We start from the raw sequence: 19,766 nt of genomic DNA on the forward strand, positions 1-19,766 counted from the left end.
TCTGCCTGTCGAGGAAAATTTTATCCCAACAGTTCTTTTACTTTTGCCGAAATCGCTTTCCCCTCGGCAAGACCTGCCAGTTTTTTACTGGCTACTCCCATTACTTTTCCCATATCTTTTGCCGAAGTGGCTCCTGTTTCGGCAATTATTTCTTTTACTTTTTCGGTAAGTTCTGCTTCGGAAAGCTGTTTGGGTAGGTATTCCTCGATAATTTTGGCTTCTCCCAGCTCTCCTTCTGCCAGTTCGGGCCGGTTTTGGTCGATATAAATCTGGGCACTATCTTTGCGTTGTTTTACCATCTTAACGAGTATCTTCATCGCAGATTCATCCGACAGTTCACCGTCTGAACCTTTGGCGGTTTTAGCTTCTAAAAACTCTTTTTTGATACCTCTCAGTGTTTCGAGTCTGAGTTTGTCTTTAGCCAGCATGGCATTTTTTATGTCGTTGCTGATTTGATCAAATAAGTTCATTTTAATTTATCTTTAATTCATAAAATATGGTACTCTTTTAAAAACGTATGGTCCCGTCATTATTGCTTGGTGCCGGAGATACTGGTGAGGCTTGAGCCTGTGGGGTTTCCGCTTTTGCTGTTTCCGCTTTGGAATCGATTGCTATGCGAGTAACAAATCCCGAATCCCGATTATAAGTCGGTGATTTATCGATAAGTTCCAAGAGACTGTCATCGTCCATTTGTTCCGGTTTTAGAATAATGAACGAAGCTTTTACACGATTACGTTCTATCTCTTTTACGGCATCTGAACCGTACATCTCTTCAATCGATTCTTTTGTTTCTTCATTCTCGGGCATTTTTTCGAAAAACGAGTCGATTTCTGGACGTTGAGTGACGGGGCTATCTTTGAATCCCGTTGCTAATATAATAATCTTAACCGTATCATCGAGGGAATCATCGATTGCAGCCCCCCAAATAACTTCGATGTTTTTGCCGAATTTGGCCATAAACGCATTTACTTCGTTTATTTCTTCCATCTTTATCTGTTTGTCGCTGCTGAAATAGAAGTTGAAAAGTATCTTTTTGGCATCGTAGATATCCCTGTCGTTGAGTAACGGCGAATTAAGAGCGTCTTGTATAGCTTTTGAAACCCGTTTTTCTCCTTGTCCGTATCCCGAGCTCATTATCGCTTTACCTCCGTTTTTCAGAATCGAATTTACATCGGCGAAATCGAGGTTGATATGTCCTTCTATCGTAATAATTTCGGCAATACTTTTGGCTGCGATCGTTAAGGTATCATCCGCTTTTCCGAATGCATTTAAAAAATCGAGATCGGGGTAAATTTTACGCAAGTTCTCGTTGTTTATTACCAGCAGGGCATCTACATATTGTTCCATTTCCTTTACTCCCTCGAGAGCCTGCATAATTTTGCGTTCTCCTTCGAAGAGGAATGGAATCGTGACAATCCCTACTGTAAGTATATCGAGTTCTTTAGCGATACGGGCAATTACAGGACCGGCTCCTGTACCGGTTCCGCCTCCCATTCCGGCAGTGATAAATACCATTTTGGTTCCATCGTTAAAAAGCTCTTTAATTTCGTCGATACTTTCTTCTGCGGCCAGACGGGCTCTTTCGGGACGGTTTCCGGCACCGAGACCTTCGGTCGTCGTTTTGCCCAATTGTACTTTACGAGGTACATCCGAGCGTAACAGGGCCTGGTTATCGGTATTACACAAAACAAAAGAGACATCCTGTATCCCTTCTTTGTACATGTGGTTAACGGCATTTCCACCGCCTCCTCCTACACCGATTACTTTTATGATCGAAGGAGTGCTTTGTGGCCCGGGAAATTCCCAAGGTATATTATCTGCTGACGCTTCCATGATGTTATCTGATTAAATTCTTTATTACCATTAGTGATTTTTTTATAACCGCATCGTTTATTTCAACTCGGCGTCGTTATCGTCAAAGAGTTGTTCCGCTCTTTTTTTCAATTTATCGATAAACGAAGGTTTAGGAGGCTTCTGCGGTTTAGGGGCCTCTTGTTTATGTCCTGTAGCGGTTTCTTTTTTTACGTTTTTTTGTGTCTCGGAAATTGTTTCGGGTTCTACTTTACGTACACAATTTTCTGTTCCCAGTAATAATAGACCGATAGCTTGCGCATAGGCGGGATTACCGGCTTCAGCCCGGTTTACGAATTGTATGTTTTTAGGAAGCGTACCGCGTTTAACTTCCATTCCCGTTTTTTGTCTCAGCAGTTCGGGCAACTCCCGTAACTGAGAGGCTCCTCCTGTAATGATGATTCCAGCCGATAATTGATCTCCGTATCCCGAAGCATCTATCTGGTCGATAACATTTTCTACGATTTCTTCAATTCGGGCTTCGATGACATGGCAAAGGTCCTGATATTTAATTTTTGAAGAATCCAGACCTTCGATACCGAGTTGTTTGATCCCTTTTTCGGTAATCGGATTGTTAATTGCACTGCCAAAAGCAATTTTCAGTTTCTCGGCATCTCCTTCGAGCACATTCAGGGAGCAAATGTCTCGGGTTATATTTTTCCCTCCAAAGGGGATTGTAATCATATAACGCAAGAAATCATCCTTATAGATCGATAAGGTCGTAGTCCCTCCTCCGAAATCGATCAGAGCACATCCGAGATTTCTTTCTTCACTGGTAAGCAGGGCAGAAGCCGTTGCTTTTGCCGATATGATATAACCTGCTACAGGCATTTTCAATCGTTCGGTTAAACACCGTATAATATTTTTTTTGATCGACGGACGTCCGATAATGAGTTTCAGATTGGCTTGTATTTCCGAGCAGAATGCTCCTACCGGTTTGGCTTCGATGTGATTATCTACCATATATTCGTTGGGGACTACGTCCATGATTTCGGAATTGAATATGGGATAGCTACGGCTTTCGGAGTGTAATGCGTTTATCAGTGTTTCGGTAACTTGTGTATCTTCCGGTAGTTGACGACGTACCGAATGATCGATTGTACGAACCGACTGTCCTCCGATCCCGACATATACTTTATCTATTTTATCGGGAATAATCCTGTTCTCGAGCTTAGCTATTATTTTCTTTACCCGGGCGGCTGCTTCTTCTACATTCTGAATACATCCGCGTTTAATGCACCCGGCAGAATCTTCTTTGTCGATAGCGAGTACACTGAGTACCCCGTTTTCGTTCTTATGTCCGATAACCCCTACTATTTTAGAGGTACCGAGTTCTATAGCAACAATATAATTATCTGGTTCCATAATTAGTTATTTTTATCTCTACGGGTGCAAATTACCTGGTTTTCATATTTTAGGCTGATGGTATCGTATTTATTCCATCCCACCTTTGGAAGAGCCTGGTCGTATAAGTAACGCAAGTTCTCGAGTTTCCGTTCAAAGTTATCAATTTTTCCCATAAGTATCAAATTATCACCTATACGAGGAATAATTTCGATTTCTTTATCGGGCGTAACGTATATCTGTTCGATCTGTGAATTCCAGAATTCGTTGTTTTTCAGGAAAAGTGCCAGTGAATATAGCTTATCTTTTGCATAATCCCGGCTGATAAATCCTGTCGCAAGAGGCAGATATGCCGTAAAATTTTGTGTTGTCGGCATTATTTTCCCGTTACTGTCGATGTAATAAGTTTCACCGTTAGCGATAATACGTATCACCGGTACCCGCTGAGAGATGTCAATTTTTATAGTTCCCGACGGAGTTTTATAACACTCGGCAGTAGCGATAAGTTGATTTTTTTTCAATACCTGTTCCATTTTTTCGGTATTTATTTCAGAATAGAGTTTTCCTACGGGATCGATTCCTTTTTCGGTTATCTCTTTTTTGATTTCGTTTACCGATGTGAAATGTGTTTCGGTACTATCAGCCAGATGCACTTCTATACGCTTGCATTTTACATTTCCTTCTGCAGGAGCATAATAAATGAGCGCGGCAATCAGATAAGCCGGTAGTATACAGATAAGCAGGTATTTAAAAATCTTCTTCATCGGTTCTCGAGACACGCTTTAATATCGGGTAACAGTCGGTCTATATCACCGGCTCCCAATGTAATCAGGACTTCAAAGTTACGGGTTTTCAACGTTTCAAACAAAGTTTCTTTAGTGCAAAGTATCTTGTTAGATGTTGTTATTTCATTGAATATTAGCTGAGATGTTATTCCCGGTATCGGTTTTTCCCGGGCCGGATAAATATCGAGCAATATTACTTCATCGAGCATCGAAAGGGCTTTTGCAAACTGCTTATAAAAATCTCGTGTACGGGAGAAAAGATGAGGTTGAAAGATGCCCGTGATTTTTCTGCCGGGATATAAAGCTTTTACCGACAAAATACTGGCTTTTAGTTCATCCGGGTGGTGAGCATAATCGTCTATCATGACCTTATCATCTGTTTTCAGCCAAAAATCGAATCTACGTTTAGCCCCCTCAAAAGATGCCATTGCCCGGCGTAGGCCGGTTGATGATACTCCGCACAGCCACGCTACAGCCATAGCGGCAACACTGTTTTCGATATTTATTTTTACCGGTACTCCCAATTCGATATCGGTAATGACACCTTCGGGGGTAACAAAATCAAAAACGATCGTACCGTTTCCTATGCGTATGTTTTTGGCATGGAAATCACCGTTGTTTTCGCCTGAATAGTGATATATTTTTACCCCATTTTGTACCTCGGGATTTAATTTCAGTCCGTTTTTTATGATCAATGCACCTCCGGGGCGTATCAACGTCGTAAAATGGCGAAAACTTTCGAGGTATGCTTCTTCTGTACCATAAATATCGAGGTGGTCGGGATCGGTTGCTGTTATTACTGCTATCCAAGGATTCAGTTGATGAAAAGACCGGTCGTATTCGTCGGCTTCAATGACCGAATATTCGCTTGTATCCGATAGAATCAAGTTGCTGTTATAATTTTTGAGAATACCGCCCAAAAAGGCGTTGCATCCAATCGGAGATTGAGCGAGTATATGAGCAGCCATGCTTGAGGTCGTCGTTTTACCATGAGTCCCGGCAAAACAAAGGCCTTTGCTCGAGCGAGTGATCATTCCCAACAACTGGGCCCGTTTTACGACTGTAAATCCCTTGTCCCGAAAAAAACATAAACCTTCGTGCGATTCGGGAACAGCCGGAGTATAAACAATCAGGGTATTGCTTTTATCCCGAAATACTTCGGGGATCGACGAAGCCTTTTCTTCATAGAATATTTCTGCACCTTCCTGAGATAGTGCATGTGTAATGTCCGACGGAGTACGGTCATAGCCGCCTATCCGGTATCCTTTCGCAAGAAAATACCGGGCAAGATTACTCATACCTATACCGCCGATTCCTATAAAATATAATGATTTGAAGTTTTCCATTAAGTTACTTCTTTCTTTTTTCGATCAGTTCTATTATGATGTTCGCTATGCGTGTTGCCGAATCTTTTTCGGCCAGTTTGTATATATTTTCACCCATATCTTCTAACTGCTTGTCGTTTTTGACGAGCGAGAGAGCTTCAGGTACTAATTTTTCCTGCGCTTGGTTATCGGGTATAAGTATTGCGGCGCCGACACCTTCGAGTGCCTGTGCGTTTTTAGTTTGGTGATCTTCTGCGACATTCGGAGAGGGAATGAGTATCACCGGTTTTTTTAACAGGCATAATTCCGAGATAGAGCTTGCACCAGCCCGGGATATCACTAAATCGGCTGATTTATAAGCCATATCCATTCGTGCGATAAAAGGCATCTGTACGATATTGGTGTTGGAGATACGGGTGAGAATTTCCTTTGCCCGATCGTCGTATCCTTTGCCGGTTTGCCAGATCAGTTGTACGTCTTCCTGAGTAAATTTATCGAGTGATCCGGCAATACTTTCGTTGATTGTACGAGCACCAAGACTACCTCCGACAACCAATATTGTTTTTTTATTGGGATCGAGTCCGAAAAAACGTACGGCTTCTTCCTGGGTGAGGTTCTCATCGAATAATTCTTGTCGTACGGGATTACCGGTAAGTATGATTTTATCTTTCGGGAAAAAACGTTCCATATTGTGGTAAGCTACGCAAATCGCGAGAGCCTTAGATGATAGTAATTTATTGGTGACACCGGCATAGGAATTTTGTTCTTGTATAACGGTAGGGATACCCATTTGGGCAGCTGCCCATAAGGTAGGTCCGCTCGCATATCCACCAACTCCTACAGCAATGTCGGGCCCGAATTCTTTTACGGTTTTACGTGCTTGCCGTATACTCTTGAATAGTTGATTGAATACTTTTAAATTACGGAATACATTCTTTCGGTCGAATCCGCTGACGGGTAATCCGACGATTTTATAACCGGCTGCCGGAACCTTTTCCATTTCCATTCGGTTTTCTGCTCCGACAAACAAGATTTCCGCTTCCGGAACTTGTGCCTTAATTGCGTTTGCTATCGATATAGCCGGAAATATGTGGCCGCCTGTTCCGCCACCGCTTACTAAAACTTTTATATTTTTCCCCATGATCAAGAGTATTACTTTTACATATTCGGATTTGGTGCCGCTAAATCTTCTGGAACTTCGGTGACTGATCCCGTAAGTTTTTTTTCTTCTTCCATTCCTTCAAGTGTCGCGTATCGGCTTATGCTTAACATGATTCCGAAATAAAAGCAGGTTACGATTGTTGATGTACCACCGCGGCTTATTAATGGTAACGGTTGGCCTGTTACCGGAATCAGGCCTACGGCAACAGACATGTTTATCATGGCCTGGAATACGATCATCAAAGCGATACCGAGAATCAGGAAAGCGGGGAAAGCCCGTGTACATTTTTTTGCGATCATTCCCGCTCGTATCAGTAAAGAAAGATAGAGTAACATGACCACTATCCCTCCAACGAGACCAGTTTCTTCGATGATAATGGCATAAATGAAGTCGGAGTAAGCTTGTGGTAGAAAATCTCTTTCGCGGCTATTCCCGATAAATTTTCCGAATACCCCTCCGTTGGCGATTGCCATGCGGGCATGATGTACCTGATAGTTTTTATCTCCGGTTTTGATTTCGTATTCGGGAATATCTCCGCTGTTAAAATTTATCAACCGGTTTTCCCAAGTTTGCATACGTTTGAAAATACCTACATCTTCAGGTAAATATTTCGAAATAAAAAGTCCGCTTAGCCCTACCAGTACAATGATTGCGATAGAACCGAACCATTTTTTCAGCTCTATTCTTCCGATAAGCATCATGCAGTAAACGACGGCAGCGAGTAAAACTGCTGTCGAAAAATTTTCAGGAAAAATAAGCATGAAAAATACTCCTAAAACGCAGAAAATTATTGTAAAGGTATTTTTCTCTACTCCATTGGATGTTTGCTTGTTTGCCAAAATGAATGCTGTAAAAATTACCATACCGAGCTTGGCGAATTCGGAAGGTTGTAAAGATATGCCGCCGAGACTGATCCAGCGTTGTGTGTCGTTGAGTTCTTTCCCGAATGCTAAAGCGTAAATTAGTAAAAAAAAGGCGACGACCAACAATAAAAGGCCAATGCCTTTAAACCATTTATAATGAATATTCTGCATGACCAGTACACCCATTGTTCCACAGAAAAGGAATAAAGCATGGCGAATGGTAGGCGCAAAATAATCTTGAATTTTAAAGGTAAGGGTACTTGAAGCACTGTACATCTCTACAATAGAGATGATGCAAAGTACGAAATAAATTCCCCAAATGTATTTGTCGCCTTTCGGTATCGATCTTATTCCTTCCATAAAACGGCATTTTATAAATTACGCACACATTCTTTAAATTGATCTCCTCGATCTTCATAACTTTTGAAGAGGTCGAAACTGGCACAACAAGGAGAGAGCAAAACGGTATCGCCCGGTTGTGATAATTCGTAGGCTTTATTTACCGCTTCTTTCATTGAGGAGGCATCTGTTATAGTAGGTATCTTCCCGTCGAAAAAAGTATGTAATTTACGGTTATCCACACCCAGACAGATGATCGCTTTTACTTTATTTTTTACGAGTCTTTCTATTTCTGTGTAATCGTTACCCTTATCTTTGCCTCCGAGAATAAGTACTACCGGTGTACGCATGCTTTCGAGTGCATACCAGCAAGAGTTCACGTTTGTTGCTTTCGAGTCGTTTATATATTGTACACCCCGAATCCGGGCCACTTTTTCGAGCCGATGTTCCACTCCCTGAAAATCGCTTAAAGCGGCTCTTATATCTTCTTTTTTTATGTCGAGGACTTTGGCCGAAATACTGGCTGCCATCGAGTTGAACAGATTATGTCTGCCCGGTAGAGATAAATCGTCTTCGGTGATTGTAAAAGACTCGTCCGGAGCATCGATAATGATATTATGATTTTCTTTATAGGCTTTTACGCCATCTTCTTTTTCTTCAGCAAAAGGGAATAATCGGGCTTTTAGTGGATGTTGTTTTAATTCTTTATTGATAATCGGATCATCGTTCCAGTAGATGAATACATCGTCGTGTGTTTGGTTACGGGTAATGCGAAATTTCGCATCGATGTAATTCTGCATATTGTATTCGTACCGGTCAAGATGGTCGGGAGTTATGTTCAGCAGAATAGCGATATTGGCTTTAAAATCGTACATATTGTCGAGTTGAAAGCTACTGAGTTCTATAACGTAATAATCGTAATTCTCTGTCGCTACTTGTAAAGCCAGGCTTTTCCCTACATTTCCTGCAAGTCCTACATTCAGTCCTGCGTTTTTTAGGATATGGTAGGTGAGCAGTGTCGTTGTTGTTTTCCCGTTACTTCCTGTAATACAAACCATTTTTGCTTTTGTATAACGTCCTGCGAATTCTATTTCTGAAATGATCGGGATATTTTTTTCTCGTAGAGCCTGAATAATAGGAGCTTTCTCGGGAATGCCGGGACTTTTAACAACTTCATCGGCGTTGAGAATAAGTTCGGGGGTATGTTTTCCTTCTTCCCATTCGATATTGTACCGATTGAGAATTTCTTTATAATGGTCTTTGATAAGCGACATGTCCGAGACGAACACATCGAAACCTTTTACCTTTGCCAGAACAGCAGCGCCGGTTCCGCTTTCACCGGCTCCTAATATTATTATTCGTTTATTCATCATAATGTATATAAAACATGCGTAAATTTTTTGTTTAGCGCATTTTCAGTGTTACTATCGTAATTACAGCAAGTATGATCCCGACGATCCAAAAACGTACCACGATTTTCGATTCGGGCACCGGTTTAAAGGGGCGTTGTATCATGGCTTCGATTCCTGCATTTCCCGCTTTTTGAAAATGGTGGTGCAAAGGTGCCATTTTAAATACTCGTTTACCTTCTCCGTATTTTTTTTTGGTTATTTTAAAATAAGCCATTTGTATCATTACCGAAAGATCTTCAACCAGAAAGATAGCGCACAAAACAGGTATAAGCAATTCTTTATGTATGATAATCGCAAAAACGGCGATGATACCCCCCAATGTTAAACTTCCCGTATCGCCCATGAATACTTGAGCCGGAAAGGCATTATACCATAGAAACCCTATTGTGGCACCTATAAAAGCGCTGGCGAAAACAACCAATTCTTCGGTCCCGGGGATATACATAATATTCAGATACGAAGCGTATGCTATATGCCCGGAAAGGTAAGCGAGTATTCCCAGTGTGACGCCGATAATTGCCGAACTACCGGTTGCGAGACCGTCGAGACCGTCTGTGAGATTAGCCCCGTTCGATACGGCAGTGACAATGAAAATCGTTATCAGTATAAAAATAATCCAACCGGCGGTTTGTGCATTATCTCCCAAAAACGAGACCAAGTCTGCATAATCGAAATTATTGTTTTTCAGGAAAGGAATTGTAGTTTGGGTCGATTTTATATTTTCGGGCATGTATTTGACTATTTGTTCATTGTTTATATCGGTCGTATATACATTTTCCCGGATAACGACATTGGGGCTGAGGTAAAGAGTGAGGCCTACGATAAGTCCTAATCCTACCTGTCCGATGATTTTAAAACGACCATGCAATCCTTCTTTATCTTTTTTAAATACCTTTATATAGTCATCGAGGAAGCCGATCGCGCCCATCCAAAGTGTTGTAATCAGCATGAGAATCATATAAATATTCTCAAGGCGCCCGAATAGTAAGCAGGGGACGATAATGGCGATGATAATGATAATTCCTCCCATCGTAGGAGTCCCTTTTTTACTCATCTGGCCTTCCAGTCCCAAGTCTCTCACAATTTCGCCAATCTGCATATATTGTAATTTCTCAATGATTTTTTTCCCGATAATCGTTGCAATAAACAAGGACAAAATTAATGCCAGGCCGGACCGGAAAGAAATGTATTTGAACATACCGGCACCCGGAAAATCGCACTGATCGAGATAATGGAACAAATAATATAACATGTGTATATGGGTATTATGAGTTTGCCTTTATTTAAATAAAACCGTTGAATATTTTTTCTACTTCTTCTTTGTCTTCGAAATGATGTTTTACTCCCTTAATTTCCTGATAATTCTCATGGCCTTTTCCGGCGATGAGGACAACATCTCCTTCGCATGCCAACAGTAAAGCTGTTCGGATGGCTTCTCTGCGGTCGGGAATTGTCAGTACCTTTTTTCGTTGTACCGGTTCGAGACCAGTAAGCATATCGTTAATGATATCGGTCGGTTCTTCATTACGGGGATTGTCCGATGTGAGAATTACCCTGTCGCTTGAACTTACCGCCTCGCGTGCCATTAGAGGTCGTTTCCCTTTGTCTCTATTTCCGCCAGCTCCTACAACGGTTATTATTTTGCCTTTTCCTTCTAATACTCCGTGTATAGCTCCCAATACATTATTCAGAGCATCGGGAGTATGAGCGTAATCGATGATAACTGTGAATTTGTCCGGAGAATGCAAGGTTTGAAAGCGTCCTGCAACAGGAACCAGTAAACTCATTTTTACGAGGACTTCTTCCGGTGAGCGACCAAGCAAGCAAGCAGCTCCGTAAACTGCAAGCAGATTATAAGCATTAAACTTGCCTACAAAACGTACTTCGACTTCACGGCCGTTTATTTCCATCGTCGTCCCGTCGAGACGGCTTTCTATAATACGTCCTTTAAAATTGGCCAGTGACCGTAAAGAGTAGGTATATTTTTTAGCCCGGGTGTTTTGTAACATAACCATTCCGGCCTTGTCGTCGATATTTGTTAATGCGAAAGATCCTGCCTTCAGTCCGTCGAAGAACATTTTTTTTGCTTTCAGATATTCATCTACCGTTTTGTGATAGTCGAGGTGATCGCGGGTAAGATTAGTAAAAATTCCACCGTTAAAATCGAGACCGGCAATTCTCTTCTGATGTGCCGAGTGCGAACTTACTTCCATAAATGCGTATGTACAACCTGCATCGACCATGTCACGCAAAAGCTTGTTCAGCATAAGAGGATCCGGGGTTGTGTGGGTAGCCGGAATAGCGACTGTATCTATATAATTGCAAACGGTAGAAAGCAAACCGGTTTTTTCACCGAAAAGGCGGAAAAGTTCGTATAACAGGGTTGCGGTGGTTGTTTTCCCGTTAGTTCCTGTAACTCCGGTAAGTATTAATTTTTCAGAAGGATAGCCATACCATGCCGAGGCTAATTCGCCTAAAGCTTGTGCACTATCCTCCACCTGTATATAAGTTATGCCGGTTGCGAAATTATCGGGTAGCTCTTGGCATACTATGGCTGTGGCTCCTTGCTCTATCGCTTTGTCGATGTATTGGTGACCGTCGGTTTCAGTACCTTTAACGGCGATAAAGAGAAATTTTTCTTTAATCTTGCGGGAATCCGATTCGATCCCTATAACCCATTTCTCGAGTTCTCCGACGATCTTTCGGGTAGATATGCGTTGTATTAATGTTTCTAATTTCATATTCCACCTATATTTTTATTACATACTTCATTCTTATCTTTTATAGCGTTTTATTTTAAAACGATACCGATTGTCGCTCCTTTAACGGCTCGACTGCCCGGCGGCAATGTCTGTCCGACTACTTTTCCTTTTCCCGAAACCGAGACTTTTAATCCTTTTTCTTCCAGCAAGAAAACGGCATCTCGTGCCCCCATCCCTTTTACATCGGGAATCAGGTTATCAGAAACTTTCAATCCTTTTAGCTGTATCGAATTATTATTCGATGATGTTTTTGTCCATTGTTCATCTTTTACATGGTCTTCGTATCTCAGTTTCAAGAATTCACAAGCCGAAGCTGTTTGTTTGAAATTTCCGTTCTTGATGTAAGGCAGCAAGTTATAAATCGTATCCGGTTCTTCGGGCATGATAGAGGGTTGTATCCCTTGTGCATATATTTGTTCTGCGATATTTCTGACTACACCTCCCGACATGGTGCCTCCCGAAGGATAACCGATGCGAGGATTGGTAATAACGACTATTGCGGAATAGCGAGGGCTGTCGGCTGGGAAATATCCGCAGAACGAGACTCGATGTTTTACACCATTGCCTTTATATCCGGCTTGTCCTTGTGCAATTTGTGCGGTTCCGGTTTTTCCGGCTATTTTTACATAATCGGATAATACCGCTTTGGCCGTACCTTTTGTCACGACGTCTTTCAGCATTTGGTGTATGATTTCGAGTGTCTTTGGTTTGCAGATATGAGGGTTAATGATTTCTGTTTTCATTGTTTGTATGGTAACACCGTCTTTCCGAATTTCTTTTACAAAAATGGGTTTTATCATTTTCCCGTCATTTGCGATTGCGTTATAAAACATTAGGGTGTATATCGGAGGTATCTGTGTTTCATATCCGAAAGACATCCATGGTAATGAGGTCTTCCACCATATATCCCGGTTCTTAATGGGATGTTTAATCACCGGATGCCCCTGTCCGGGAATTTTAAGATCCACCGCTTTATTCAATCCGATAGCATATAGTTTATCCACGAATTCCTGAGGACGGTTTCCATAGCCTTTCAGAATCAGTTTTGCAATTCCTATATTAGAGGAATACCAGATTGCCTGAGCAGCACTGATACGATGATAGCCTCCGTGGTTAGCATTGTGGTCGGTCATGCGCCTGTTAGCATACATAAAGATACCGTTGCCCACATCGACAGTATCATTTGGAGATACTTTTCCGTCATCGAGGGCAACCATCATCGAAGCGACCTTGAAAGTCGAGCCCGGTTCGAGTTGGTCGGCCACTGCGTGATTACGCGTTTCGGCGTATATGCCGGCATAATTTTTCTCGATGTTGGTGATCGATTTTACTTCACCGGTTTTTACATCCATCACAACGGCAGTTCCCGATTCGGCATCGGTTTTAGTCAACATATCGACAAGCGCCTTTTCTGTGATGTCTTGTATATTTATATCGATGGTTGTGTATATATCCATGCCGTTTACCGGTTCTACATTTGCAATATTTACCCAACGTCCTCTTACTTTTTGTTTAGTGCAGGTTCCGGGAATTCCTCGTAATAACGAGTCGTAGGCCAGTTCTATTCCGTTTTTCCCTCCTTTTTCATATTCTCCGTAAATGTCTCCGATTGTTCTCGAGGCTAGCGATTTAAATGGTTTTATGCGTCTTACCATTCGTTTGGTATAAAATCCGCTTTTGTTTGGACCCATCGAAAGAAAGGGGAATTTACGTATTTCTTTCATGTCGGTGTACGACACTCTTTTTCCGTATATAGGGTATTGACGGCTTTTTTTACGGTATCCTTTCAGTAAATGGGCTTCGTATCCGGCCGGTGACCGATCTCCGAATTTTTTGGATAACGCTTTACTAAGAGGCCCTATATATTTCATGAGCGTATCCCGTTTGAGTCCGTCTGCTTTAAAGTCGATATAAAGGTAATATTGTGGAATGCTGCTGGCCATAAGTCGCCCGTCAGTAGCGAAAATATTTCCACGGTTCGGTAATAAAATCACGTCTTCGATTTTCAGGGAATCGGCTTTCTTTTGCCAGTGTTCGCCTTCTACGAAATATGTACGGCCGGCCCTGTAAACGATAGCAACGCATATACACAGTATAATAACGATGATGATAGAATACCTGAATAATATGTTTCCTTTATCTGCTGTCATTTTTCAGATTTTTTCATCAGTTTGTAGGGCGGTTGTTTTGCCTCTTCAAGAGGGATCCCCTTTGTTTCGATTAATTTTTTTACTTGAGATTGCCGGCTGCTTCCCATTAATTCAGAAGATAGTGTCAGGGCTTCATATCGGATATCTGTCAATTGTTTCTGTAAACTACCGATTTCTGCAATTTTTTGTTGACAGGTGTACCTGTTGCTGATATATACGAGGATGAGAAAAACGATAAGTAATATATTTTTCCATTGCCTGATGAGGAAATCATTTGAAATGAACCGGCCCTGGAACAAGCTTTTTATTCTGAATTTTTCCCTGATTTCGGGTTCGGGTGTTTCTTGCTTTTGTTCTTTAGTCGACATTCTCGTATTATCCTTTATGAGTTGTGAATTTTAGTTTATAATTTTTCCGCAATACGTAATTTTGCACTCCGTGAGCGGGGGTTACGTTCTATTTCTTCATTCGAAGGCACGATTACTTTTGTATTTACTGCCCGCAGGGGGGTAGCGATGTGCCCGTAAAGGTCGGTTTCGCTTTTACCTTCGAAATTTCCTGTTTTTATATAGTTCTTAACCATTCGGTCCTCCAAAGAATGATAGGTAAGTATCACCAGACGGCCTCCTGGTTTCAATAATTCGGTTGCTTGTACGAGTAATCGTCGCAAGGCCTCCATTTCATGATTTACCTCGATACGCAGAGCCTGAAACAGTTGTGCGAGTTCTTTTTTTTCTTGCTTACGATTAATGTAAGGTTTAATGATGTCGAGCAGTTCTCCTGTTTCGTTGATTTTTTTATTACAGCGGGCTTTTACGATAGCCGAGGCAATACGCCGGGATGATTTCAACTCGCCATACAAATAAAAAATATCTGCCAGTTTTTCTTCATTGTACTCGTTGATAATGTCGGCAGCAGATTTTCCCGATCGATTATTCATGCGCATATCGAGTCGTCCTTCGAAACGGAAAGAAAACCCTCTTTCCGAATCATCGAAATGGTGAAAGGATACGCCTAAATCAGCTAAAAGACCATCGATTTGATCTACATCGTGATAACGCATAAAATTTTTCAGAAATCTGAAATTGCTGCGTATAAAAGTAAAACGTGTATCTTCGATAATATTCTTTTCGGCATCTTCATCCTGATCGAATGCATATAGACTACCGTTTTTTTCGAGCTTCGATAAAATCGCACGGGAATGGCCTCCACCTCCGAACGTAACATCCACATACATGCCGCCTGGGTTTATATTGAGGCCATTTATACATTCGTTCAATAAAGCAGGTATATGATATACAGGGTGTTGTATCATTATAAAGCCGATAAATTCGTTCCTATTTTTAGCAGGTAAAGTTATGAATAATTATTTTATTCATATTAAAGAATATGCGTATTTTTTACCGAAAAGTTATTAACAATCTATATATGGTGTATATCGTTGGTATTTATGTATTTATGAGATATTATCTTATCTTTTTGTGAAAGTTTTCTGAAAATGAAGAAAACGCCGAAATGACAAGATTAAAAGAAATTTGGAACATATTTTTATTGATGCGGCGAATAATAGAAAAAATTGATGTAATTTTGTACGCTTATTTTTTTAGAAAAATAGATGAAGTCTGAACCTTTACAGATAGATATTGAAAAAGTAATCCGGCAGAAAGCCCCCGGTGTGAGTCGGCGTATTCCTGGATTTGTATACCGGTTTCTTGAAAAGACCATTTGTCAGGACCGTATGAACTACATTCTGCGTAAATATAATGGCCAGGAAGGTGTAGATTTTGCTTCTGCATTGTTGGATGAATTAAATGTGAAGATTGAAATCGTAGGCGAAGAGAATATTCCGGCGGAGGGCCGTTTTACGTTTGCTTCGAATCATCCTTTGGGGGGGCTCGACGGCATTGCCCTTGTTTCGGTTTTTGGTAAGAGATACCATTCTGGAATAAAATTTGTCGTTAACGATTTGCTGATGAACGTTGCACCGCTTGCTTCGGTGTTTATTCCGATAAACAAACATGGAGGTCAGGCTAAGGATGCCGCTAATATTCTTCAGGATGCTTATTTATCCGAAGACCAAATATTTGTATTTCCGGCCGGTCTTGTTTCACGTTTGCAGCCCGGAGGGATCTGTGATCTTGAATGGAAAAAGAATTTTATTGCCAAAACGATTCAATATCAGCGTGATGTAATTCCGTTATATTTTGAAGGTCGCAATTCTGCATTTTTTTATCGGTTAGCAAAAATAAGAAAGAGTTTAGGAATAAAATTCAATATAGAAATGATATATTTGCCTAGCGAAATGTTTAAAAGTGAAAATAAGACATTTAGAATACACATTGGGAAACCTATACCCTGGCAAACTTTCGATAAGTCGAAGACTTTAGGACAGTGGGCTTCAGAAGTGAAAGATATAGTGTATGCGTTAAAATGATAGGTAAATCCGTAGTGTTATGGAAAATATAATCGCGCCGATAGACAAAGAACTGATCATTTCCGAACTTACTCCGGAGCGTTTTTTGCGTTCTACCCGAAAGGCCAATAACGAAATTTATATACTCGATTGTTATAATGCGCCTAATACCTTGCAGGAAATAGGGCGTTTACGTGAGATTGCATTCCGCGCAGCTGGTGGTGGAACAGGAGCCTCGGTCGATATCGATGAATTCGATACGATGGATGTCCCATGTCAGCAATTAATCGTTTGGAATCCCGAAATGAAGGAGATCATCGGTGGTTACCGGTTTATTTTAGGAGAAAATGTACGGTATGACGAACAGGGAAGGCCTATTATCGCAACTTCTCATATGTTCGATTTTTCGCAACGTTTTATCGACGAATATATGCCTTATACCCTCGAGTTAGGAAGGTCTTTTGTGACACTCGAATATCAGTCGACACGTGCTGGATCGAAAGGGTTATTTGCTTTGGATAATCTTTGGGATGGTCTTGGAGCGCTTACGGTCGATTATCCTCAATTAAAATATTTTTTCGGTAAGGTGACGATGTATCCGAGTTATTCGATCGAAGGTCGTAATATGATTCTTTATTTTCTGAATAAGCACTTCCCGGATCGCGATCATCTTGTATGGCCGCGCATTCCGTTAAAAACAAATATGGATGTGGAGGAAATGTCGAAAATATTCTGTAATGAAGATTTTCAGGAAGACTATAAAATTCTTAATCAGCAGGTGAGGGCGTTGGGATATAATATACCCCCTTTAGTAAATGCTTATATGGGATTATCTCCTATGATGAAAATGTTCGGAACTGCGATTAATGATGAATTCGGAAATGTCGAGGAATCGGGAATCTTGATTGCGGTAAACGAGATACTCGAAGAAAAGCGTAATCGTCACATCGAGACTTATGATAAAGACGAAACTATAAAGTTAGTGTGATTAGTAAGAATAGATAAAAAGCGGTGAATAGATACATTTTATTCACCGCTTTTTTATTAAGGAAACGATAAAATCATATCTTTGTGTCGAGGTGGTTTTAAAGGTGTAATCGGATGTCGTATATAAGGCTCCCCTTTAATTCTAAGTGAAAGGGTTGAAATTATGAATTTACTTAAATCTTTTTTGTTTTTAGCAGTTTGTATCTTTTTTATTTCTTGTGGATCGAAACAGACTGGTCGTGTCGATAACTTCTCGGAAGTACCTGTATGGTCGGAAGATACATGTAATTATATTACTTCCGGAGATGACGAGTTGTTTCGGGGTAATTTTCAAGAAGCTTCTTTGATAAGGGAGGATCTTGCCCTGGTAAGAACAGGAGTACATGAAAAATTATACGGATTTATTGGAAATGACGGCTCGTTTGTGATTCCTGCCGTATATAAAAGTGCTACTACCTTTAGCGAAGGTTTTGCTTGGGTTGTTAAAAGAGGGGAAGCGCCTTGTGCCATAAATCGGAAAGGTGAACTTAAAATGACATTAAGAGAAGCATATGAGGTGCGTATTTTTAGAGAAGGTTTGGCTGCGTATTCGATTAAAGATCGTCAGAACGGCCGATTATGGGGATTTGTAAATAGTAAAGGAGAGACGGTAATAAATACACAATTTTCGGCTGTAAAAAATTTTTCAAACGGTAAAGCAGCGGTAAAAAACCGGAAAGGAAAATGGGGATATATCGATGTAAATGGAGATACAGTTGTCGATTTTAAATATAACGATGCTTTTTCTTTTCGGAATAAAAGAGCGATTATTTGTGAAAACGGGAAATATGGGGTGATTGACGAAAATGGGAAAATTGTAATAGAGCCTGAATTCTCGAATATGAGGTGCGATGATGAATGGTATGCTGTTGAACAAAATGGGAGATGGGGTTGGTGTGATAGCCGGGGAAAAATAAAGATAGAGCCGATATATGAAAAAACAATGAATTTCTTCGGGCATAACCGGGCTCCGGTTCTGATTAGTGGGAAATGGGGATATGTAGATAAAAACGGAAAAGTACGTATAAAAAGGCAGTTTTCTGCTGCATTACCTTTTACTGGAGATCGGGCGGCGGTTTTTGTTGGCAAACAGGTCGGATTTATAAATGAAAAAGGCCGTTTTACAATCAATCCGCAGTATGAAAGAGTAAGTAACGATTATCAGTCGAATGCTGTAACTGGAACTCCTTATTATTTCAGAGTAATTAGTGATCATTCAAGTGTAAAATAACAGGAGTGCGGTGTAATCGTATGTATAAAAATAAATTGGTTATTCTGTGTTTTGGCATTTTCTTATTTTCTTGTAAAAAGAGAGAAGGGAATAAAATTATATCCTGTACAGAAAAGAAAGCATTGGCAATATGTAGATGTTAACGGTAATGTTTATTTACTCCGCTTTATACATCGGCGTTACGGATTTATCAATGCTGAAAGCCAATTTGTCGTTTCTTCGGTGTATACAGCGTAAGCGATGATCTACACGGGATTTTCTATGAATATTCTTTTCTTTTATATGTACAGAACGGACGTTTGGCGGTAATGAAACCCGAAATAAAAATTCTGAACGATCATCATTGTGAGTAATTCCCTCCGTATTAATGTATCCGGTTAACATCTCTTTCTTCAAACAGAGAAATTTTCGATCTCCATTCATTCGATATTTCTTTTGCTTCTGAAGTTTTAGGATCGAATCCTACCATAATCGTCGTACATTCCGATTTTATATCTCCCTTATCGGTATCTATGATCTGTTGTACCATACGCAGGCTTTTATTCCCTATTTCAGCGACAGCTGTACGTACGGCGATTTTGTTGTGCATAAATATCGGAGCCAGAAAATCGGCGTGTACATTAGCTATAACAATGTCTGTCGCTCTCCAGTCGATAGGGCCTTTTTCTACAGCTTCGAAATAGGATGATTTGCCGAGGTCGTAAAATGAAAAATAAACCGAGTTATTGACATGCCCCAAGGCATCGATATCGTTGAATCTTATTTGTAATGGAAGAATATGTTTAAAATCAAATGTTTGCATCGTCTAATTTTTATTTGAAAATTATATTTGTAATAACCTCGCAGCCGACATGATTGTTCAGTCTTTCGATGAGGATATTACGACTCATAGAAAGCTCGTTTCGTAAGACTGACGAAGAAAGTTTTACATATAGTATCTTATTTTTGATCGAAAGACCAGTTGTGTAACTGGCTACCGTGTTCCCGAAAATCGATCCCCATGCTTTGATAACTCTTGTCTCATTTATTTTTGTTTCGAGGTTTTGGTCTTTTAATAATTTTGCGATGATTTCACCGATCGGTTCTGCGTCTTTTCGTTCCAT

The 19,766-nt window shown here is 40.6% G+C and carries 18 protein-coding genes; 3 read left to right on the forward strand and 15 right to left on the reverse strand.

What is annotated here, in order from left to right; translation table 11 throughout:
• Positions 1–20: 20 nt before the first annotated feature.
• The 13 genes from NMU02_RS01355 to rsmH are packed head-to-tail and all read right to left on the reverse strand — an operon-like array spanning position 21 to position 15,308.
• The gene (locus tag NMU02_RS01355) at positions 21–470 is read right to left on the reverse strand and encodes a GatB/YqeY domain-containing protein (protein WP_255025312.1); all 450 of its coding nucleotides are present in this window, start codon (positions 468–470) and stop codon (positions 21–23) included.
• A 37-nt stretch (positions 471–507) separates the two neighbouring features.
• Positions 508–1,833, reverse strand: a complete 1,326-nt coding sequence (gene ftsZ / locus NMU02_RS01360) for a cell division protein FtsZ (protein WP_255025314.1) — start codon at positions 1,831–1,833, stop codon at positions 508–510.
• A 57-nt stretch (positions 1,834–1,890) separates the two neighbouring features.
• Positions 1,891–3,216, reverse strand: a complete 1,326-nt coding sequence (gene ftsA, locus NMU02_RS01365) for a cell division protein FtsA (protein ID WP_255025315.1) — start codon at positions 3,214–3,216, stop codon at positions 1,891–1,893.
• A gap of 2 nt (positions 3,217–3,218) precedes the next feature.
• The gene (locus tag NMU02_RS01370; RefSeq protein ID WP_255025317.1) at positions 3,219–3,959 is read right to left on the reverse strand and encodes a cell division protein FtsQ/DivIB; all 741 of its coding nucleotides are present in this window, start codon (positions 3,957–3,959) and stop codon (positions 3,219–3,221) included.
• Complete coding sequence (gene murC / locus NMU02_RS01375) at positions 3,956–5,326, reverse strand: UDP-N-acetylmuramate--L-alanine ligase (protein WP_255025318.1); 1,371 nt, start codon at positions 5,324–5,326, stop codon at positions 3,956–3,958. Before murC ends, NMU02_RS01370 begins: the two co-directional genes overlap by 4 nt.
• Before the next feature lie 4 nt (positions 5,327–5,330).
• A complete protein-coding gene (gene murG, locus NMU02_RS01380; protein WP_255025320.1) occupies positions 5,331–6,446 on the reverse strand; it encodes an undecaprenyldiphospho-muramoylpentapeptide beta-N-acetylglucosaminyltransferase in 1,116 nt (371 codons plus the stop codon).
• Positions 6,447–6,463: 17 nt separating this feature from the next.
• Positions 6,464–7,690 (reverse strand): FtsW/RodA/SpoVE family cell cycle protein, encoded by a 1,227-nt coding sequence (locus NMU02_RS01385; RefSeq protein ID WP_255025321.1) that lies wholly within the window; start codon positions 7,688–7,690, stop codon positions 6,464–6,466.
• Positions 7,691–7,701: 11 nt separating this feature from the next.
• Complete coding sequence (gene murD, locus NMU02_RS01390; RefSeq protein WP_255025449.1) at positions 7,702–9,039, reverse strand: UDP-N-acetylmuramoyl-L-alanine--D-glutamate ligase; 1,338 nt, start codon at positions 9,037–9,039, stop codon at positions 7,702–7,704.
• Between the two features lie 34 nt (positions 9,040–9,073).
• Complete coding sequence (gene mraY / locus NMU02_RS01395; RefSeq protein ID WP_255025323.1) at positions 9,074–10,333, reverse strand: phospho-N-acetylmuramoyl-pentapeptide-transferase; 1,260 nt, start codon at positions 10,331–10,333, stop codon at positions 9,074–9,076.
• 31 nt (positions 10,334–10,364) lie between these two features.
• Positions 10,365–11,822, reverse strand: coding sequence for a UDP-N-acetylmuramoyl-L-alanyl-D-glutamate--2,6-diaminopimelate ligase (locus NMU02_RS01400; protein WP_255025324.1), 1,458 nt, complete (start codon positions 11,820–11,822; stop codon positions 10,365–10,367).
• 50 nt (positions 11,823–11,872) lie between these two features.
• A complete protein-coding gene (locus NMU02_RS01405; RefSeq protein ID WP_255025325.1) occupies positions 11,873–13,993 on the reverse strand; it encodes a penicillin-binding protein in 2,121 nt (706 codons plus the stop codon).
• The gene (locus NMU02_RS01410; protein ID WP_255025327.1) at positions 13,990–14,361 is read right to left on the reverse strand and encodes an FtsL-like putative cell division protein; all 372 of its coding nucleotides are present in this window, start codon (positions 14,359–14,361) and stop codon (positions 13,990–13,992) included. The genes NMU02_RS01405 and NMU02_RS01410 overlap by 4 nt, the downstream gene beginning before the upstream one ends.
• A gap of 35 nt (positions 14,362–14,396) precedes the next feature.
• Positions 14,397–15,308 carry a 16S rRNA (cytosine(1402)-N(4))-methyltransferase RsmH gene (gene rsmH / locus NMU02_RS01415; protein WP_255025329.1) on the reverse strand — a complete coding sequence of 304 codons (912 nt, stop codon included), beginning with the start codon at positions 15,306–15,308 and terminating at the stop codon, positions 14,397–14,399.
• Positions 15,309–15,608: 300 nt separating this feature from the next.
• On the opposite strand from rsmH, the gene glsA reads away from it, so the two are divergent.
• The 3 genes from glsA to NMU02_RS01430 all read left to right on the forward strand — a co-directional run bounded on the left by glsA (position 15,609) and on the right by NMU02_RS01430 (position 18,663).
• Positions 15,609–16,427, forward strand: coding sequence for a lyso-glycine lipid O-acyltransferase GlsA (gene glsA / locus NMU02_RS01420; protein ID WP_255025330.1), 819 nt, complete (start codon positions 15,609–15,611; stop codon positions 16,425–16,427).
• Between the two features lie 19 nt (positions 16,428–16,446).
• Positions 16,447–17,394 carry a glycine N(alpha)-acyltransferase GlsB gene (glsB, locus tag NMU02_RS01425; RefSeq protein WP_255025331.1) on the forward strand — a complete coding sequence of 316 codons (948 nt, stop codon included), beginning with the start codon at positions 16,447–16,449 and terminating at the stop codon, positions 17,392–17,394.
• Positions 17,395–17,556: 162 nt separating this feature from the next.
• Positions 17,557–18,663 (forward strand): WG repeat-containing protein, encoded by a 1,107-nt coding sequence (locus NMU02_RS01430; RefSeq protein WP_255025332.1) that lies wholly within the window; start codon positions 17,557–17,559, stop codon positions 18,661–18,663.
• A 364-nt stretch (positions 18,664–19,027) separates the two neighbouring features.
• Here NMU02_RS01430 and NMU02_RS01435 read toward each other — a convergent pair whose 3' ends face one another.
• Positions 19,028–19,465 (reverse strand): acyl-CoA thioesterase, encoded by a 438-nt coding sequence (locus NMU02_RS01435; protein ID WP_255025333.1) that lies wholly within the window; start codon positions 19,463–19,465, stop codon positions 19,028–19,030.
• Positions 19,466–19,475: 10 nt separating this feature from the next.
• A complete protein-coding gene (locus NMU02_RS01440) occupies positions 19,476–19,766 on the reverse strand; it encodes a DciA family protein (protein WP_255025335.1) in 291 nt (96 codons plus the stop codon).

This window comes from Coprobacter tertius (genome assembly GCF_024330105.1).
Classification (GTDB): Bacteria; Bacteroidota; Bacteroidia; order Bacteroidales; family Coprobacteraceae; genus Coprobacter; species Coprobacter tertius.